This is a genomic window from Paraclostridium dentum (assembly GCF_012922555.1).
GTDB lineage: Bacteria > Bacillota > Clostridia > Peptostreptococcales > Peptostreptococcaceae > Paraclostridium > Paraclostridium dentum.
In genome coordinates this window covers 792,327-808,481 of the sequence record NZ_WIPK01000001.1, presented here as the reverse complement: position 1 = coordinate 808,481, position 16,155 = coordinate 792,327, and the positions used below count along the sequence as shown (strand labels likewise).

Genomic DNA, 16,155 nt, shown 5'->3' with positions numbered 1-16,155 from the left:
AAAAAGGGATATATTTATATATCCCTTTTTATTATTTTATGCCCAATTTCCATTTTTAAATATTTGTATTTCTTTACCATCGTTAGTTAAACCAAATATATTCATATCACTAGAACCTATCATAAAATCATCATGAGTTATACTATCATTTATACCGTATTTATCCATATCCTCTTTTGATATCTCACTACCATTTTCTATACTTGTTTTATATGCAGAGCCTAAAGCTAAGTGACAAGATGCATTTTCATCATATAAAGTAGTATAATAAACTATTCCAGTGTTAGATATAGGTGAGTTATTTTCAACTAACGCAACTTCACCTAAATAACAAGATCCATTATCTAATTCTAATAATGATTTTAATGACTCATAACCTACCTCTGCATTGTAATCAACAACTTTACCATCTTTAAATGTTAATGTGAATTTATCTATTATAGTTCCATTGTATATAAATGGTTTTGTATTAGAAACAACACCATTAACTTTGAATTTATGAGGTAGAGTATATACTTCTTCTGTTGGGATATTTGCTGTAAATTCTATACCATTTGGATCTACGCTTGAACCTCCAGCCCATATGTGTCCTTCAGGCAAATCTATATGTAAATCAGTTTTAGAAGATTTAAAGTGTAAAGATTTAAATTTATAGTTATTTAAAAACATAACTTTTTCAGCTAATTTAGAATTGTGATTTTTCCAAGATACTATAGGGTTATCAGTATCTACTCTAGTACACTTAAATATATAATCCCATAATTTATTTATAGCTTCATTTTCATCTAACTCGGGGAATACTTTAGATGCCCATTCTTTATTAGGTGCAGATACAATAGTCCACTTAATTTTATCTGATATAATAGCATCTCTCCATAACGGTATACTTTCACTAGATGCTTTACTAGCTTTTTGCATTCTTATAGGATCTACATCTTTAAATATAGTAGGGTTAGAAGAGTCTATATTTATAATACATACTCCTTTGTCTAATAATGAATTGTATTTTTCTATTTTCCATTTAGGAAATTCATCAAAAATGTCTTCTGGAGCTTTTATATATTTTACCAAAGAACTTTCTTCATCGCTCCACTCAATCTCAACATCTCTAGCACCTAAATCATAAGCAGCATTTACTATTTCTCTAGCAAAATCTGTACAAGATATAGGAGCTCTTAAAAGAAGTGTTTGTCCTCTTTGAAGATTTACCCCAACCTTTACTGCTAACTCAGCGTATTTTTTTAATTTAATTTTGAATTCCATAGTAACCTCCAATATCACATATTTATTAATTAAATTATATAATAATAAAGCATCCTTAAGTTGAAATTTTTATTATTTTTTTGAAATAAGTTTACATAATATTATTATATTAAACAAATTTAATGCACTTTTCTTTAAAGTGCATTAAATTCAATTTAAATACCTTTAAAAACTAAAATTAATATGTATCAACTAATTACATTAATATATATTTTAAAATAGCTTACATTTGCAATAAATTGATTGGTTTTAGTTTCGGTCTTGCAGAACAAATGTTCTATAAGGCTAAAACTACCATTACTAAATTATAGATAATAAATAAAGTATTTATGCAATGAATTAATATTTAATTTATATACATAATATATTTATAACAGGTTTGGAGTGAAGTGAATGAATATACTTAATTTAAATACACATAATCATTTAAATCAATTTAAGGATGATTTTTATGATAGTAATGAATGTTACTTGATATTATCAACACCTTACGAACTAAATAAAATAAAATCTATTTTAGATATAGATGAAATAACATTTAAAGATTGTTTAGACTTTGATGATAGCATACGATTAGATTTGTTTGATAACTATGATTTTTTAAGCTTAAATATATTTGAACTTATAAACAATAAAGCTATCATAAGTGAAATAAACATATATTTAGCTGATAATTACATTCTTGTAGTAAGTGACAAAGATACATTCATATATAAATACATTTTAAAAATGATGAAAGATAACTTTAAAGTAGATGAAAACCCAATTGTAGCACTATTTAAAATAAATTATTTAATTTTCAAAGAAATAATAGTAAATAGCTTTGAAAGCTTAGAGAAATTAGAAGATATGATATTGGAGTTAGAAGATAAAATGCTACAAGGGGTTAGAGATCAATATTTTCATGAAATTAGTGATATTAGAAATTTAACTAGGACTGTAGTTAAAAACACTAGACCATTACTTTATATAGGAGATAGAATATTAAAAGAGAACATACGATATTTAACATATTCAGATATAAAAAAACATAATCTTGAAAATTTACAAAGTATCGACTTTGGTATAGATAAGCTATACAATTTTGCTATTTCTACTAGAGAATTGGCCGATAAGTTGTTAGACATATACTCTTCACAAGTAGCTGAAAAAACTAATAATCTAATAACTAAATTAACATTACTTACAGCTATTTCAGCTCCACTTACTATAATAACAGGTATATATGGAATGAACTTTAGTTTCATGCCTTTTCTTCAATGGCGTTTTGGATACTATTGTACAATAGGGTTTATGTTTTTAATATTGGCATTAGGGATAATGATATTTAAATCTAAAAAAATGCTTTAGCATTTGAATTTTGCTATAATGTAAATACATTAATTAATTAATTGGAGGAGATTATGTATATAAAAACTAATGATAATATAAATCTTTATGTAAATAGAGAAGGAGAGGGCTTAGACTGTATATATGTACATGGAGGACCTGGTGCTTGGAGTAAAGATTTCGAAAAGTTTTGTGGCATTCATATGAATGACATGTTTAATATAACGTATTTAGACCAAAGAGGTTGTGGTAGATCTGAAGGTGAATATAACTCGAATTATTCTATTGATAGATTAGTTGAGGATATAGAAGAAGTTAGAGTGAAGCTTAACATACAAAAATTTATAATAATTGCACATTCATTTGGTGGAATTATAGCAACTTCATATGCAAGTAAATATGGAGAAAATCTAGAAGGTATAATATTAATAAACTGTACTCTAGATTTTAAAAAAGCTTTAAAAAGCCAAATAAAAGAAGGGTGTAATCTTTTGGGTGTAGATCAGATTGACTGTGATACAAACTTACAAAACTTAATATGTATTTGGAAAAAAGTAGTTTTTAATTTAGTTAGATATAACATGTATTATATGCTTCAATTTAAAAGTATAAGTAATTATGAGAAGTTAGAAAATTTAGATAAAGAAATTTTAAATACGAAAATGTCTGAGCTTGCATTTGAAAATAAAAGCTATTTTCTAGATTATACCTATTTAACTAAAAGCATAAACATTCCGACTTTAATAATAACGGGAAGTGAAGACTATGCAGTAGGAATAGAGCATCACGAAAGTTTTGAATTTAAAAATAGCATAATCAAAACTATAAATGGAAGACATACTCCTTACATAGAGGATTCATCAAAATTAATAAATATTATAAAAGATTTTGTATCTGTATTTATTTAAAAGAGACATTAGTTTACATAATATTATTATTTTAAACTATATTTTGATTTTATAACTTTAAATTTAGATAAAAGCTTTTATTTAGATTTTAAGAAGCTAATATTTTAATACAATACAAATATATAAAAATAAAAAACAGGCCTCTTATATCCTAAATATAAAGGTCTGTTTTTTCGCTATTTTATCCTAAATTAAATAAAGCTTCTGATATTTTATCGCTAGCTTCTTTATCCATTTCTTTAAGTACATGAGAGTAAATATTCAAGGTTGTATTTATATTTGAATGTCCGACTCTTTCAGAAATAACTCTTATAGGAACTTTTGAGTTTATTAAAAGTGTAACATGAGAGTGACGTAAATCATGGAATCGTATATGTTCCAAATTATGTTCACTTAAAAATCTGCTAAATTTTTTACTTAATACATCTTGAGCTATAGGATTTTCGTTTTTATCAAAGAATAATAAGTTTTTTTCATTTTTTATTTTGCCTTGAAGCTTCAATTCGATTTGTTCTTTTTTGAAATTTTTCAACTTATTCATAAGCTCTGTCGGAGCAGAAATTGTTCTTATAGAACTTTCTGTCTTAGGATCTTTTAAAATTACTTTCCCATTATTTCTTACAGTTATCTTTTCTACTGTAACAGAATTATTATTAAAATCTAAATTATTCCATGTGAGACCTAGTATTTCTGATATTCTAAGGCCTAATCCGCTGGCTATAAAAATAGGTAATTCTAAAAAAGTTCCTGTACATTTTTCTAATAGTTTTTGCATGTCTTGCTTATTATATATGTTATTTTTGAATTTTTTAACCTTAGGAACTTCTACATATTCTACAATATTTTCTCTTATTAACTTTAATCTATAGGCTTTTTTTGTAGCAAGTTTTAATATATTTATATGTATTTTTATTGTCTGTGGGCTTAAAATTCCAACTAAGTCATCTATGTAATTTTGTATATGTATTGGGCGAAGATCTTCAATTTTATATTTTCCTAGCATGGGAATTATATATTTATTGCATATTCTTGTGTAACAATTATAGGTTGTTATCGATAAATTTATCTTATATTTTTCTAAAAAATCTTTTAAGAATATATCAAAAGTCATAGCATTTGGAAGCAATAAATCTTCGTTATATATGCTATCTTTTATCTCTGCGAGCTTCTTGGAAGCATCTCTTTTTTTATCGTATGAACCCATATTTTTTTGAATTTTTTTATTGCTTGATGGGTCTTTATATTCTAAATATACTATGTAATTTTTACTTCTTTTTCTTATAAATGCAAAGCTCATCTTTATCCTCCAATAAGAAACATTATAGTATATATTGTAACATAAAAACAAAATAAAAAACATTTAAATATCTGACATAAAACTGACATAATAATGTATTTAATCGATATATACATTGAAACAACTAGGTTTTAATTTTTTGACATAAAACTATATATTTTATGTCTATATTTGTTTTGATGGGTAATTAAATAATGAAAAATGAATAAATGACCTATTTAAAAGTAATACTAATTTTAAGATAAGTAATATAAAATAAGATTATGTAAGGAGTTTATTATGAAAAAAATACTAATATCAGTAATTGCTTTTATTACAATAATTATGTTTAGTAATATTAATTCATATGCAAATATATACACCCAAAATTTACCGAGCAATACAAACTCAGTAGAAGAGAAATATATTAATGAATTGACTAGTATAGGAAATCAAATTGAAATTTTAGCTTCCAATTCACTTAATGCTGTTATTAATAAAAAAGATACAAAGGATCTTTTAAAAGAATCATTATATATAAAAACACAAATAAGAGAACTTAGGATACCACTATCTGATTATCATAAAGAAAAAAGTGGAGACGAAGAAAAAAATCCATTTTCTCTAGGACTTTTAAATACCCTAAATTATTATAGTATGTCTTTATCTTTTTTAACTTTGTTTTTACAGACTCAATCGATATCCGATAGAAATGAGTACTTAGAAAATTATTACTTTAGTAAAGCCTCTGGAGACCAAACATTAGGGTGGGCTAAATTACAAGTTAAGTGATTAAATAAAAAATAGGCGAGTTAAATTCTCGCCTATTTTTTATTTAGATATAAAGCTACAACAATTAGTTTGTTTAAAATTCTTAGCATCATTTCCTGACACGAATATATTATAGCAACTACATTCTGAATTTTTATTATGGATACAATCAATAGCATTACAGACAATATGCTCACATTCACTTTGAATATCACTTTTTAAGTTTTTATGTACACTTATAAATGATGTACAGTGAACATCCTTTAAATTGTTTGGTTTAGCTCCATCAACTTTAATTGCTCCACTATGGCAATTTCCGTTTATATTATAACTACATGTAATAGCACTACAGTTTATTTTTGACATAATAACATCACTCCTTATAAAATAAGTATTTATTATTAGTATGTACAAAAAATCAATAAAAAATTGATAAAAATAAGTACTATTTTAAGGGTAGATATTTAGTGTCATGTACCATTAAATAACCATATATTATATTGTGACTACTATATAAAGGAATGATAGACATTGGAAAATAATACTCAACATCCATATATAAGCAACAGCCTTAAATTAGCTTTATCAAGGCAATTTAACGTGCATATTTCAGATATAACAAAAGATTTCATGAAAGGATTAACAGAAATAGATTTATCAGGTAATAACATTAAGGATATAAAAGGAATAGAGTTTGCTATAAATGCTGTATATATAAACTTAAATAAAAACAATATTTGTGACGCTTCTCCTTTATCAAAACTCAACAAATTAGAAGAATTAGAGTTAAATGAAAATAAAATTGAAGATATTAGCTTTATAAAAAATTTAAAGAAGCTCAAAAGATTAGGATTAGATAGTAATAATATAAAAGCTATACCAAACATTAACAATACCGAATTACGAACTGTAAATTTAGATAATAACAGGATATCAAACTTATCAGAGTTCAATAGACCTAGTTTTAGAAACACTACTATTTTAGCAACTGATCAATGCATAATACTTGATCCAATTGAAATTGATATGGAAAAATCATTATTTTTTTCTTCTAATATAATTTGGGATATTAATTCTATTGTTTTTTTAGATAATATACAGGTCAACGGCAAGTACGATAGTATTCATACAAACGAAAGACCTTCTATGTTATATTCAATATCAGAGATAGTTATAAATAATATAAAATCTAATTGTATATTAAAGGCTGATTTTTATAAAGAAGACACAACTAGTTTTCCAAGAATCTTAAGTGGGACTCTAATTCAACCAATTTACTTAAAATCTAAAGAAGTTCAAGTAAATAGTTCTAATCCAGATTTTAGTTTATCTAAGATATTTGGATATATAAAACCAGAGGAGAAGTTAGTTGATTTAAAACAAAGTGAATCTTCTTCTTTTAGAGATAAAGTTGTTACACTTATTAATGAATATGGTGATATAGTTTATTCCTCTATTGATATTAATGGTAAGTATTTATTTAATAACATACAAACAGGAAAGTATACAATTTTATTTCCTGTTTTATCGGACTATGTATATACTTCACCTAGTGTAGTTGTTTTAAATATAGAAGAAAAGGGAAGTTTTATTATAAATTCATCAATAGAGTATATTGATCATTAGAGTAGTATTAATTTACTACTCTTTTTAATTTTGCAAAAAACTTTAAAAATTTAAGAAAAAAGTTTGATTATATACTCTATATGGGTATAATATATATATAAATTTGTTTTTATATAAATTTATGTAATAAAATTGAAAGGATGTATTAAAATGAAAGTTAAAGTTGCAGATACAGCTGTAAAAACATTAAAAGATATTTTAGCTGACAGTCAAGATAGACCTAAAAATATAAGAGTTTATTTTGCAGGAGTAGGATGAGGCGGTCCATCATTTGGACTTGCTCTGGATGAGCAAAGCGGAGATGACCTTAACTACGAAGTAGAAGGTTTAAACTTTATAATGAGTACAGAAGATTACAATAACTATGGAGATATAGTTATAGAAGATACTGGTTATGGATTTAGAGTTGCACCAGAAAACCAAGCTGACGGTGGATGCGGCGGAGGATGTTCTGGCTGCGGAAATTAATTAATAACTAATTAAAGAGTATTGGGCTTCCAATGCTCTTTAATTTTGAATAAATAAAATAGGAGTAAATCATGAGAAGACGTAAGAAAAAAGGCGCCGACATTAGATTATTAAGTTTTGAAGAATATGTTATAAAAGGTGACGATATAAACTTCAAAGGAAAGTGGAATGAAAAGTTTGAAAATCCAAACCCTATACACGTTGAATTTGGTACAGGAAGAGGTCAATTTATAACAACTTTAGCAAAACAAAACCCAGAGATCAATTACATAGCTATGGAAATAAAAGAAGAGGTTTTATTAAAAGCAGTTGAGAAGGCTGTTGAAAACAACTTAACTAACATAAAGTTTGTATGGGGAGATGTAAATAACATCTTAACTTATTTTGAGGAAAATGAACTTTCTAGAGTTTATGTAAACTTTTGTGATCCATGGCCTAAAAAAAGATGGAACAAAAGAAGATTAACATATAGAGGATTTTTAGAGAATTATAAAACTATATTAAATTCAAATGGTGAAATTCACTTCAAAACAGATAATGAAAAACTATTCGAATTTAGTTTAAATGAGTTTTCAGAAGCTGATTTAAAACTTAAAAATATAACTTTAGATTTAGCTAATAGTGAATTTGAAGGTAATGTAACAACTGAATATGAAGATAAGTTTATGTCTTATGGCATGAAAATATATAGAGTTGAAGGTATTAAACGATAAAAAAATGGAGTTAAAAAACTCCATTTTTTCTTTTCATACAATAAAGTCCGAATAAAATTATAACTACATATATGAAATATAATGTTATATTAACAAATTGAAGGTTAATTCCAAATATTGCATCGGGTAGTAAAGCTAAAATCGCTGATATAGAAATAAGTAATGGATTTATAACTATTTGCTTATCACTTCTTAAAATCATAATCTTCCCAGCCCATACAAAAGACAAAATGAAAAATAAAATTTTAAGTATAATCTCAATAGTATTTAACATAGTTAGACTCCCTTTTCCTCGATTATAAATAATAATTTAATAAATAAACATACAAAAAGTATACACAAAAGAATTAATTTTAACAAGATGATTTTAAATATAATGAAAATAATTTTAAAAACTTAGAATTTTATATCAAAATTATAAGTATAATATAAATATAAAAAAATTATTAAAAGGAGAGTATTATGTGTATATATTATTATAACAAGTTTAATTCTAACACTGTTGACGAGGAATCTTACTTCATTTTAAAACAAATTTTCGAATCTATAGATAATAATAACTTAAATAATGCTCAAAACTTAACTAAGAAGCTTATAGATATAGAAAAGGAAAAAGGAAACAACGATACAAAGTTTTTAGAAGACGCCTTAAAAACCTTAAGGTAAATAAAATTTAGTTAATACAAATAATATTAAGTGAATAATATCTTATATAGGGATATTATTAAATTACGGGGGAATGATTATGGACAAATCTTTTTTTAATTGGTATACACAATCACTCGGTGGAATTATAGGCCTTATAGCTTGTATGTGTGCTTATTTAAACGGGGACATGGCAGTTTATGGCAACATTCTTCACAATATAGATTCAATAGGCTTAGGAGGGCTTTTGGCAAGTTATACATTGATTCCTTTATGTATAGCCATAACAATTTTAGGAATTTTTGAATCTTTCTCAAAAAATGAAAATTTACCAGATATAAATAAGACTATAGTTATACTAACAACTTTAATTGGATTTATAGGATCTAAATTATTTTTTATTATTCCAGCTATATTTATCTTATTTAAATATTATTCAAATTTCATAGGTAACAGAAAAGAGCTAAATACAAAAGTTTCTCAAGCAGTTCAAGTAATAGAAAATAAAAAAACAATTGTTAAAAATGAAGAAGCTAATAAAAATCTTATGAAAACTAAAATAGATATGGCTGTAGAACTCCTATTAAAAGGAGCCGATAAAAAATTTATCTGTGAAATTACAGGTCTTACTATTCAAGAGTTAGAAAGTATAGAACAAAGAATTGAATAAAAATAAAAGTGCTACTTTTTATAAAAGTAGCACTTTTTACTTTGCAAAACCATTTTTTGTGATATAATGTTAGTACCAGGTAATAATACAAGGAGGTAATTATGAAAGTAAATGAGATAAAAGAATTATTATTGACTATAGATAAAACTAATTTGACATATGTAAACTTAAAAGATGAGAACTTTATTTTAGAAGTCTCTAAAGGTGAAGTTTCCGTAAATACAAAAACAGCGGAAAACAAAAAAGAGGAACTTAAACTAACGGAAGTAAGTAGCGCATATGATGAAGCTAATAAAGAAGAGGCTTCTGTTGATTTAGAAGTTAGTAATGACAATATCCATGTAATTAAAGCTCCTATAATGGGAACTTATTATGAAGCATCAAGTCCGGAATCAAGTACTTTTGTAAAAGTAGGAGATAAAGTTTCAAAAGGAGATACCCTTTGTATAATTGAAGCTATGAAACTTATGAATGAAATAAATAGTGATGTAGATGGTGAAGTAGTTGATATATTAGTGTCTAACGAAGATTTAGTAGAATATAATCAGGCTATATTTAAAATAAAAACAATTTAATAGGAGGCAGTTTATGATTAAAAGATTATTAATTGCAAATAGAGGCGATATAGCAGTTAGAATAATTCGTACATGCAAGGAACTAAACATAGAAACAGTTGCTATATACTCTGAAATAGATAAAGAAAGTTTACACAGATACTTAGCTGATGAGTCTATATGTATAGGACCTAATAATATAAGTAAAAGTTACAACAACATCGATAATATAATATACTTAGCAAAAAAAATGAATTGTGATGCTATACACCCAGGATTTGGATTTTTATCAGAAAATGCTAAATTTGCTAAAGCATGTATTGATAACAATATAATCTTTGTTGGGCCTACACCTAATCAAATAGAGCTAATGGGGAATAAATCAAAAGCACGTGAGACTATGATTAGTTTAGACGTTCCAGTTGTTCCTGGATCGAAATCAATTTTAGAAGATAGAGAAGAAGCTAAAAAATTAGCTAAAACTATTGGATATCCCGTTATGATAAAAGCCTCTAGTGGAGGTGGCGGTAAGGGTATGCGAATAATTTACAATGAAAGTGAGTTTGATTCTTTATTTGATATAGCAAAAGCAGAAGCACTATCTTCATTTGGAGACAGTTCTTTATATATGGAAAAATATATTGAAAATCCAAGACATATAGAAGTTCAAGTATTTGGAGATAGTTTCAATAATGCAATACATCTTGGAGACAGAGATTGTTCTATGCAAAGAAGAAACCAAAAGCTTGTAGAAGAATCTTTAAGTTTTTATCTAGACGATAATCAAAGAAAAAAATTATATGATACAGCTGTAAAAATAACTAAAGGTGTAGATTATATCGGAGCCGGTACTATAGAATTTATTGTAGATAAATACAAGAATTTTTATTTTATTGAGATGAACACAAGAATACAAGTTGAACATCCTGTAACAGAAATGATAACAGGTATAGACCTTATAAACTTACAGCTGCTTATTGCTAGTGGAAAAGAAATACCATTTAAACAAAATGAGATTAAATTTAAAGGTCATGCCATTGAGTGTAGAATAAATGCGGAAGACTCTGATAATGATTTTAGACCATGTCCAGGAAAGATTGAGTCTATTCATATACCAGGAGGATTCGGAGTAAGATTTGATACATTTATATATCCTGGATATACAGTACCACCTATATATGATTCTATGTTAGGGAAGTTAATTTGTATAGCTGACAGTAGAGAAGAATGTATACGTAGAATGAATAGAGCTTTAGATGAGATAATCATAGAGGGAGTTACTACTAACATAGATTTTCAAAAACAACTTATAAATTCTAATGAGTTTATGGATAATACTCATCATACTAAATTTATAGAAACTAGTTTTATAAAAAGCTTAAACGCTTAAGTTAAGGAGATTTTGATTATGATTAAGAAGTTCTTAAATAGAAAAGGTCAAAACTATGCAGTTGTTCATTTAAATCAGAATTTTAAAGAAAATAGTGTAGATGATAAGTTTTGGATTTATTGTGAAACTTGCAAAAGCCAAGTATTTAGAAAAGATATTGAAGAAAATTTAAATATATGTCCAAAGTGTAATAAACACTATGATTTTTCTGCTAGAAAAAGAATTAAATTGTTATTAGATGAAAATAGTTTTGAAGAATTTGATTATGATTTAGAATTTAAAAACATATTAAACTTCCCTGACTATGAGACTAAGATATCAAAGTATAAAAATGCTACAAACGAAAAAGAAGCTGTTATAACAGGTAAAGGGCTTATACATGGTGTAGAAGTCGTTTTATGTGTAATGAATCCTAAATTCATGATGGGAAGTATGGGAGCAATAGTTGGAGAAAAAATTACTCAGTCTATAGAGTATGCTATTGATAATAAACTTCCTGTGTTAATTTGTTGTGCATCTGGAGGCGCTAGAATGCAAGAAGGTATGATTTCTCTTATGCAAATGGCAAAAACATCTCAAGCACTGTCTAAGTTATCAGATGCAGGACTTTTATATATATCTATACTTACTAATCCTACTACAGGGGGAGTTACTGCTAGCTTTGCAACTCTAGGGGATATAATTATAGCAGAACCTAATGCTTTGATTGCTTTTGCTGGCCCAAGGGTTATAAAACAAACGATTAAGCAAGATTTACCTAAAGGGTTTCAAACATCTGAGTTTTTATTAGAACATGGTTTTGTAGATCTTATAGTTAATAGAGACCAAATGAAAGATACTTTATTTAACTTATTAAGCTTACATGGTTATGATTATTGTAAAGAAGGTGATTTAATTGCACATACAGAACGTTAGTTCGAAGGATGATATAAATAAGATAAAAGAAAGCATAAAACAATTAAAACAACTATCAAATCAAAGCAATATAGACTTAAGTTGCGAAATAGAAAAATTGGAAATAAAACTTATAAACATTGAAACTACTAGTCCTAAAGATTTATCTGCATGGGATAAGGTTTCTATAAGTAGAGATATAAAGAGGCCAAATGCCGAAAATTACATAAAGAACATATGTTCTTTATTCGTAGAACTCCATGGAGATAGACTTTATAAAGATGATCCATCAATAATTGGAGGAATCGGAAAAATAGGCGATTTTGAAGTTACGTTAATTGGTCATCAAAAGGGAAAAGATATAAATGAACAAATAAAAAGAAACTTTGGAATGCCACATCCAGAAGGATATAGAAAAGCTCTAAGACTTATGAAACAAGCTGAAAAGTTTAATAGACCAATAATTACTTTTATAGACACTCCAGGAGCATTTTGTGGAATAGAAGCTGAGGAACGTGGTCAAGGAGAAGCTATTGCAAAAAATTTACTTGAAATGAGTTCACTTAAAGTACCTATACTCTCTATCGTTATAGGAGAGGGGGGGAGTGGAGGAGCACTTGGCATAGGCGTTTCAAATGAGATAGCCATGCTTCAAAACTCAGTTTATTCAGTTATTTCTCCTGAAGGATTATCAAGCATTCTATTTAAAGATTCCTCTAAATCTAAAGATGCTAGTGAAATAATGAAGCTTACTAGTTCGGATTTAAAAGACTTAGGAATAATAGATCATATTATAGAGGAACCATCTGGTACAGCTCATAGTGATTTAGAAGCTGTGTCAAATGATATTAAAAATTATATAATAAACAGATTAAGTTTTTATAAAGATTTTTCTAAAGATGAAATAGTAAATCATAGATACGGAAAGTTTAGAAACATAGGAGTCTATTAAGTAACCCTTAATAGACTTTTTTTATGCTTATGGAATAGACTATGCAAATAATCTATGAAGCTTAGTTATATCAATATAATATTAAATTTAATATTAAAATAAAGGAGTTTTATTTTTTTTATAGAATTTGTAGTTAAATAGGATACTATACAATTTGATAATATTCTACAAAGAAACATAAGAGGGGGATGTTGAAATGGATGTATTAAAAGTTTCATCAAAATCTAATCCAAATTCTGTAGCAGGTGCTTTAGCTGGAGTTATAAGAGAAAATGGAAGTGCTGAAATTCAAGCTATTGGAGCAGGAGCTTTAAATCAAGCTGTTAAAGCTATTGCTGTGGCAAGGGGTTTCGTTGCACCAAGTGGTATAGATCTAGTGTGTGTTCCATCATTTACTGATGTCAATATAGACGGAGAAGAAAGAACAGCTATTAAGCTTGTCGTAAATCCAAGATAAATTTTTAGAAACTTAGAGACTATGAAAATAGTCTCTTTTATTTTGAATAAGATATTTATATTAGGAAAATATAAGTTAAGAAATATAAGGAGGTGTATTATGCAACTTAGAAGAGCAGCAGAGATATGCAATAATAATGAAAATAATAATATAACACTTTATTATTACAATAAACCAGTAAAACTAGTTAGTGTTGACAATAATATTGGTACAGCTTATGTTAAATCTCTAAATGATGATTCGAAATTTGAAGTTGATTTAGAATCATTACATGAAAACGAAAAATAATAAAAAACGTCATTTTAAGCTAATTTAAACTTAAAATGACGTTTTTTATTATAAATTTGTAGTTTATATTATATAGGTATAATTATACCTATATAATATAAACGTGTATAGCAACTAAAATTATATGTATATATGTGAAATTGCATTAATTATATATACATATATGAAGAGTAGTCCGTTTCTTAATATTTAACTATCCTTTAAATGTATATTTAGGGTATAGTTAGTATAGAAATAAATAATATAGATCTATTTAGCGCTTTTTTAGCATATATTTGTAACTTTTGCTATTTATATTATTTTCAACTTTTATAACTTCTCTTTTTGTTTGATTTTTGAATTTATTTTAAAATTATTTGTACGTTTTTATTTTTTTATTTTACAACTCTCAAATCAATTTATTTAAATATAAAAAAAACAAATTTTACTTTGATTTTTTCATATTTAATATTCTAAGCTTGAATTTTATAATATTTTCTTTTATGAATTTATTTTTGTACTTCTAATTATTATTTTATATATACTATTCTTACTTTGATAAATCTTACCCTAAACCGACCTATTTAAATGCATTTTAAAGGGTTTTAATTCTGTTGTCCGATAATTTATATTGTAATCAAGCTTCTGCTCCTACAAATTGATTTAAATCAATATTTTTATATAATTTACTTTCGTTGTATTATTTAAGGAATAGTTGAAGTCAAAAAAAGACTATGCTATATTAAAAATATTAAAAGTTTAAATTTGGAGGTTTAAAAATGGTAGAAAGCAAAACTATTAAAATACATAATAAATCTGATAAGCCAGATAATATCGTTCTTAGAGATAATAGAGTTATCGAAAAATGTATACAGGTTGAAAACAACCTTCCTAAGTTTATGAAGGATTACTGTATTTATTTAAAAGGATCTGTATCGGTTACTACTAGATTAGCTTATTTAGAAGATATTCAATTTTTTTGTTCATATTTAATAGAAACTAAAGAAATTACAATTGCTAATGAGATAAAAGATATTACGCTTAATGAGTTTAATCAAATAAAAGCACGAGATGTGAACCTATTCTTAGGAGATTATTGTACTAGATATTATAAGTATACTGATAAAAATACTCATATATATGAAAATAACAATAGAGCTTTAGCACGTAAAAAGTCATCTTTGTCTACTCTATTTAAATTTCTTTTTAGAAATGATCAATTAGAAGCTAATATAACAGATGGGTTCAATCCAATAAAACTTCCCAAACCACAACCTGATGCTATCAAACGTCTAGAAATAGATGAAGTTGCTAAAATGTTAGATGCTGTTGATACAGGTTTGGGTCTTACTGATAAAGAGAAAGTTTATTGGAAAAAGACTAAGCTTCGAGATAAAGCTATATTAGCTTTGTTTGTTACATATGGACTTAGATTAAATGAACTTAGAGAGCTTAATATTTCATCATTTAACTTTTCACGAGGAGAGTTTAAAATTTATAGAAAAAGAGGTAAAGAAGTATTAATGCCTATAAACAATACTTGTGAGTTAGTTGTTAGAGATTACATTTTAAATGAAAGACCTAAAAGTGAAATGTTAAGTGAAGATATGCAAGATGCATTATTTCTATCTCTGCAAAATAAACGAATGGATCCAAAGTCAATTAGGCAATTAGTTAAAAAGTATACGTCTATTTCTATGGATACTTCTAGAGATAAAGGTTATAGTCCACATAAGTTAAGAGCTACGGCAGCTACTTCATTAATTCAAAATGGATTTTCTATATATGATGTACAAAACTTACTAGATCATGATAATGTTACAACGACTCAATTATATGCAGCTCATAAGAAAAATGTTAAAAGAGATATTGTTAATAACTTTGAATGGATAGACGACTTAGATGATATTAATGAATAAAATTTAATATAAGAACAAATGTTTGTATAAAATTGGTCAATATGCTAAAATAT

At 26.3% G+C, this 16,155-nt stretch carries 19 protein-coding genes; 15 read left to right on the top strand and 4 right to left on the bottom strand.

Translation table 11 applies throughout. The features are described 5' to 3' along the window. Positions 1 to 36: 36 nt before the first annotated feature. Complete coding sequence (locus GFJ41_RS03840; RefSeq protein WP_170074661.1) at positions 37 to 1,263, bottom strand: aminopeptidase; 1,227 nt, start codon at positions 1,261 to 1,263, stop codon at positions 37 to 39. Between the two features lie 393 nt (positions 1,264 to 1,656). Between GFJ41_RS03840 and GFJ41_RS03835 the strand changes: the two genes are divergently transcribed. Both GFJ41_RS03835 and GFJ41_RS03830 read left to right on the top strand, forming a co-directional pair. Next, positions 1,657 to 2,613, top strand: coding sequence for a magnesium transporter CorA family protein (locus tag GFJ41_RS03835; protein ID WP_035116206.1), 957 nt, complete (start codon positions 1,657 to 1,659; stop codon positions 2,611 to 2,613). A gap of 53 nt (positions 2,614 to 2,666) precedes the next feature. Further along, positions 2,667 to 3,500 carry an alpha/beta fold hydrolase gene (locus GFJ41_RS03830; protein ID WP_170074660.1) on the top strand — a complete coding sequence of 278 codons (834 nt, stop codon included), beginning with the start codon at positions 2,667 to 2,669 and terminating at the stop codon, positions 3,498 to 3,500. A gap of 181 nt (positions 3,501 to 3,681) precedes the next feature. Here GFJ41_RS03830 and GFJ41_RS03825 read toward each other — a convergent pair whose 3' ends face one another. Continuing rightward, positions 3,682 to 4,797 (bottom strand): tyrosine-type recombinase/integrase, encoded by a 1,116-nt coding sequence (locus GFJ41_RS03825; protein ID WP_170074659.1) that lies wholly within the window; start codon positions 4,795 to 4,797, stop codon positions 3,682 to 3,684. A gap of 279 nt (positions 4,798 to 5,076) precedes the next feature. Between GFJ41_RS03825 and GFJ41_RS03820 the strand changes: the two genes are divergently transcribed. After that, entirely contained in the window at positions 5,077 to 5,568 is a 492-nt protein-coding gene (locus GFJ41_RS03820) for a hypothetical protein (RefSeq protein ID WP_170074658.1), read from the top strand. Between the two features lie 39 nt (positions 5,569 to 5,607). Here GFJ41_RS03820 and GFJ41_RS03815 read toward each other — a convergent pair whose 3' ends face one another. Continuing rightward, entirely contained in the window at positions 5,608 to 5,913 is a 306-nt protein-coding gene (locus GFJ41_RS03815) for a DUF1540 domain-containing protein (RefSeq protein WP_021431241.1), read from the bottom strand. Positions 5,914 to 6,078: 165 nt separating this feature from the next. Between GFJ41_RS03815 and GFJ41_RS03810 the strand changes: the two genes are divergently transcribed. The 3 genes from GFJ41_RS03810 to trmB all read left to right on the top strand — a co-directional run bounded on the left by GFJ41_RS03810 (position 6,079) and on the right by trmB (position 8,354). Continuing rightward, positions 6,079 to 7,173 carry a hypothetical protein gene (locus GFJ41_RS03810; protein WP_035116219.1) on the top strand — a complete coding sequence of 365 codons (1,095 nt, stop codon included), beginning with the start codon at positions 6,079 to 6,081 and terminating at the stop codon, positions 7,171 to 7,173. A gap of 339 nt (positions 7,174 to 7,512) precedes the next feature. After that, complete coding sequence (locus tag GFJ41_RS18845; RefSeq protein WP_021431238.1) at positions 7,513 to 7,641, top strand: hypothetical protein; 129 nt, start codon at positions 7,513 to 7,515, stop codon at positions 7,639 to 7,641. 71 nt (positions 7,642 to 7,712) lie between these two features. Next, entirely contained in the window at positions 7,713 to 8,354 is a 642-nt protein-coding gene (gene trmB, locus GFJ41_RS03800) for a tRNA (guanosine(46)-N7)-methyltransferase TrmB (protein ID WP_170074657.1), read from the top strand. A 10-nt stretch (positions 8,355 to 8,364) separates the two neighbouring features. Here trmB and GFJ41_RS03795 read toward each other — a convergent pair whose 3' ends face one another. Continuing rightward, on the bottom strand, positions 8,365 to 8,556 hold the full coding sequence (locus GFJ41_RS03795) for a hypothetical protein (RefSeq protein ID WP_021432939.1): 192 nt from the start codon (positions 8,554 to 8,556) through the stop codon (positions 8,365 to 8,367). 260 nt (positions 8,557 to 8,816) lie between these two features. Here GFJ41_RS03795 and GFJ41_RS03790 point away from each other — a divergent pair, with 260 nt between their 5' ends. The 9 genes from GFJ41_RS03790 (at position 8,817) to GFJ41_RS03750 (ending at position 16,102) form a co-directional block, all read left to right on the top strand. Continuing rightward, entirely contained in the window at positions 8,817 to 9,020 is a 204-nt protein-coding gene (locus tag GFJ41_RS03790; protein ID WP_021431235.1) for a hypothetical protein, read from the top strand. 79 nt (positions 9,021 to 9,099) lie between these two features. Then, a complete protein-coding gene (locus GFJ41_RS03785; RefSeq protein ID WP_170074656.1) occupies positions 9,100 to 9,669 on the top strand; it encodes a hypothetical protein in 570 nt (189 codons plus the stop codon). A gap of 101 nt (positions 9,670 to 9,770) precedes the next feature. Further along, entirely contained in the window at positions 9,771 to 10,244 is a 474-nt protein-coding gene (gene accB, locus GFJ41_RS03780) for an acetyl-CoA carboxylase biotin carboxyl carrier protein (protein WP_035116229.1), read from the top strand. Positions 10,245 to 10,257: 13 nt separating this feature from the next. Then, positions 10,258 to 11,613 (top strand): acetyl-CoA carboxylase biotin carboxylase subunit, encoded by a 1,356-nt coding sequence (accC, locus tag GFJ41_RS03775; RefSeq protein ID WP_170074655.1) that lies wholly within the window; start codon positions 10,258 to 10,260, stop codon positions 11,611 to 11,613. Between the two features lie 18 nt (positions 11,614 to 11,631). Continuing rightward, complete coding sequence (gene accD, locus GFJ41_RS03770; RefSeq protein WP_052169142.1) at positions 11,632 to 12,528, top strand: acetyl-CoA carboxylase, carboxyltransferase subunit beta; 897 nt, start codon at positions 11,632 to 11,634, stop codon at positions 12,526 to 12,528. Further along, complete coding sequence (locus GFJ41_RS03765; protein ID WP_206001493.1) at positions 12,509 to 13,459, top strand: acetyl-CoA carboxylase carboxyltransferase subunit alpha; 951 nt, start codon at positions 12,509 to 12,511, stop codon at positions 13,457 to 13,459. Before accD ends, GFJ41_RS03765 begins: the two co-directional genes overlap by 20 nt. Before the next feature lie 196 nt (positions 13,460 to 13,655). Next, a complete protein-coding gene (locus GFJ41_RS03760) occupies positions 13,656 to 13,916 on the top strand; it encodes a stage V sporulation protein S (protein WP_021432932.1) in 261 nt (86 codons plus the stop codon). A 99-nt stretch (positions 13,917 to 14,015) separates the two neighbouring features. Beyond that, the gene (locus GFJ41_RS03755) at positions 14,016 to 14,204 is read left to right on the top strand and encodes a small, acid-soluble spore protein, H family (protein ID WP_021431228.1); all 189 of its coding nucleotides are present in this window, start codon (positions 14,016 to 14,018) and stop codon (positions 14,202 to 14,204) included. A gap of 758 nt (positions 14,205 to 14,962) precedes the next feature. Beyond that, positions 14,963 to 16,102: a tyrosine-type recombinase/integrase gene (locus tag GFJ41_RS03750; protein ID WP_170074654.1), complete on the top strand. Its 1,140-nt coding sequence runs from the start codon at positions 14,963 to 14,965 to the stop codon at positions 16,100 to 16,102. Positions 16,103 to 16,155 lie beyond the last annotated feature (53 nt).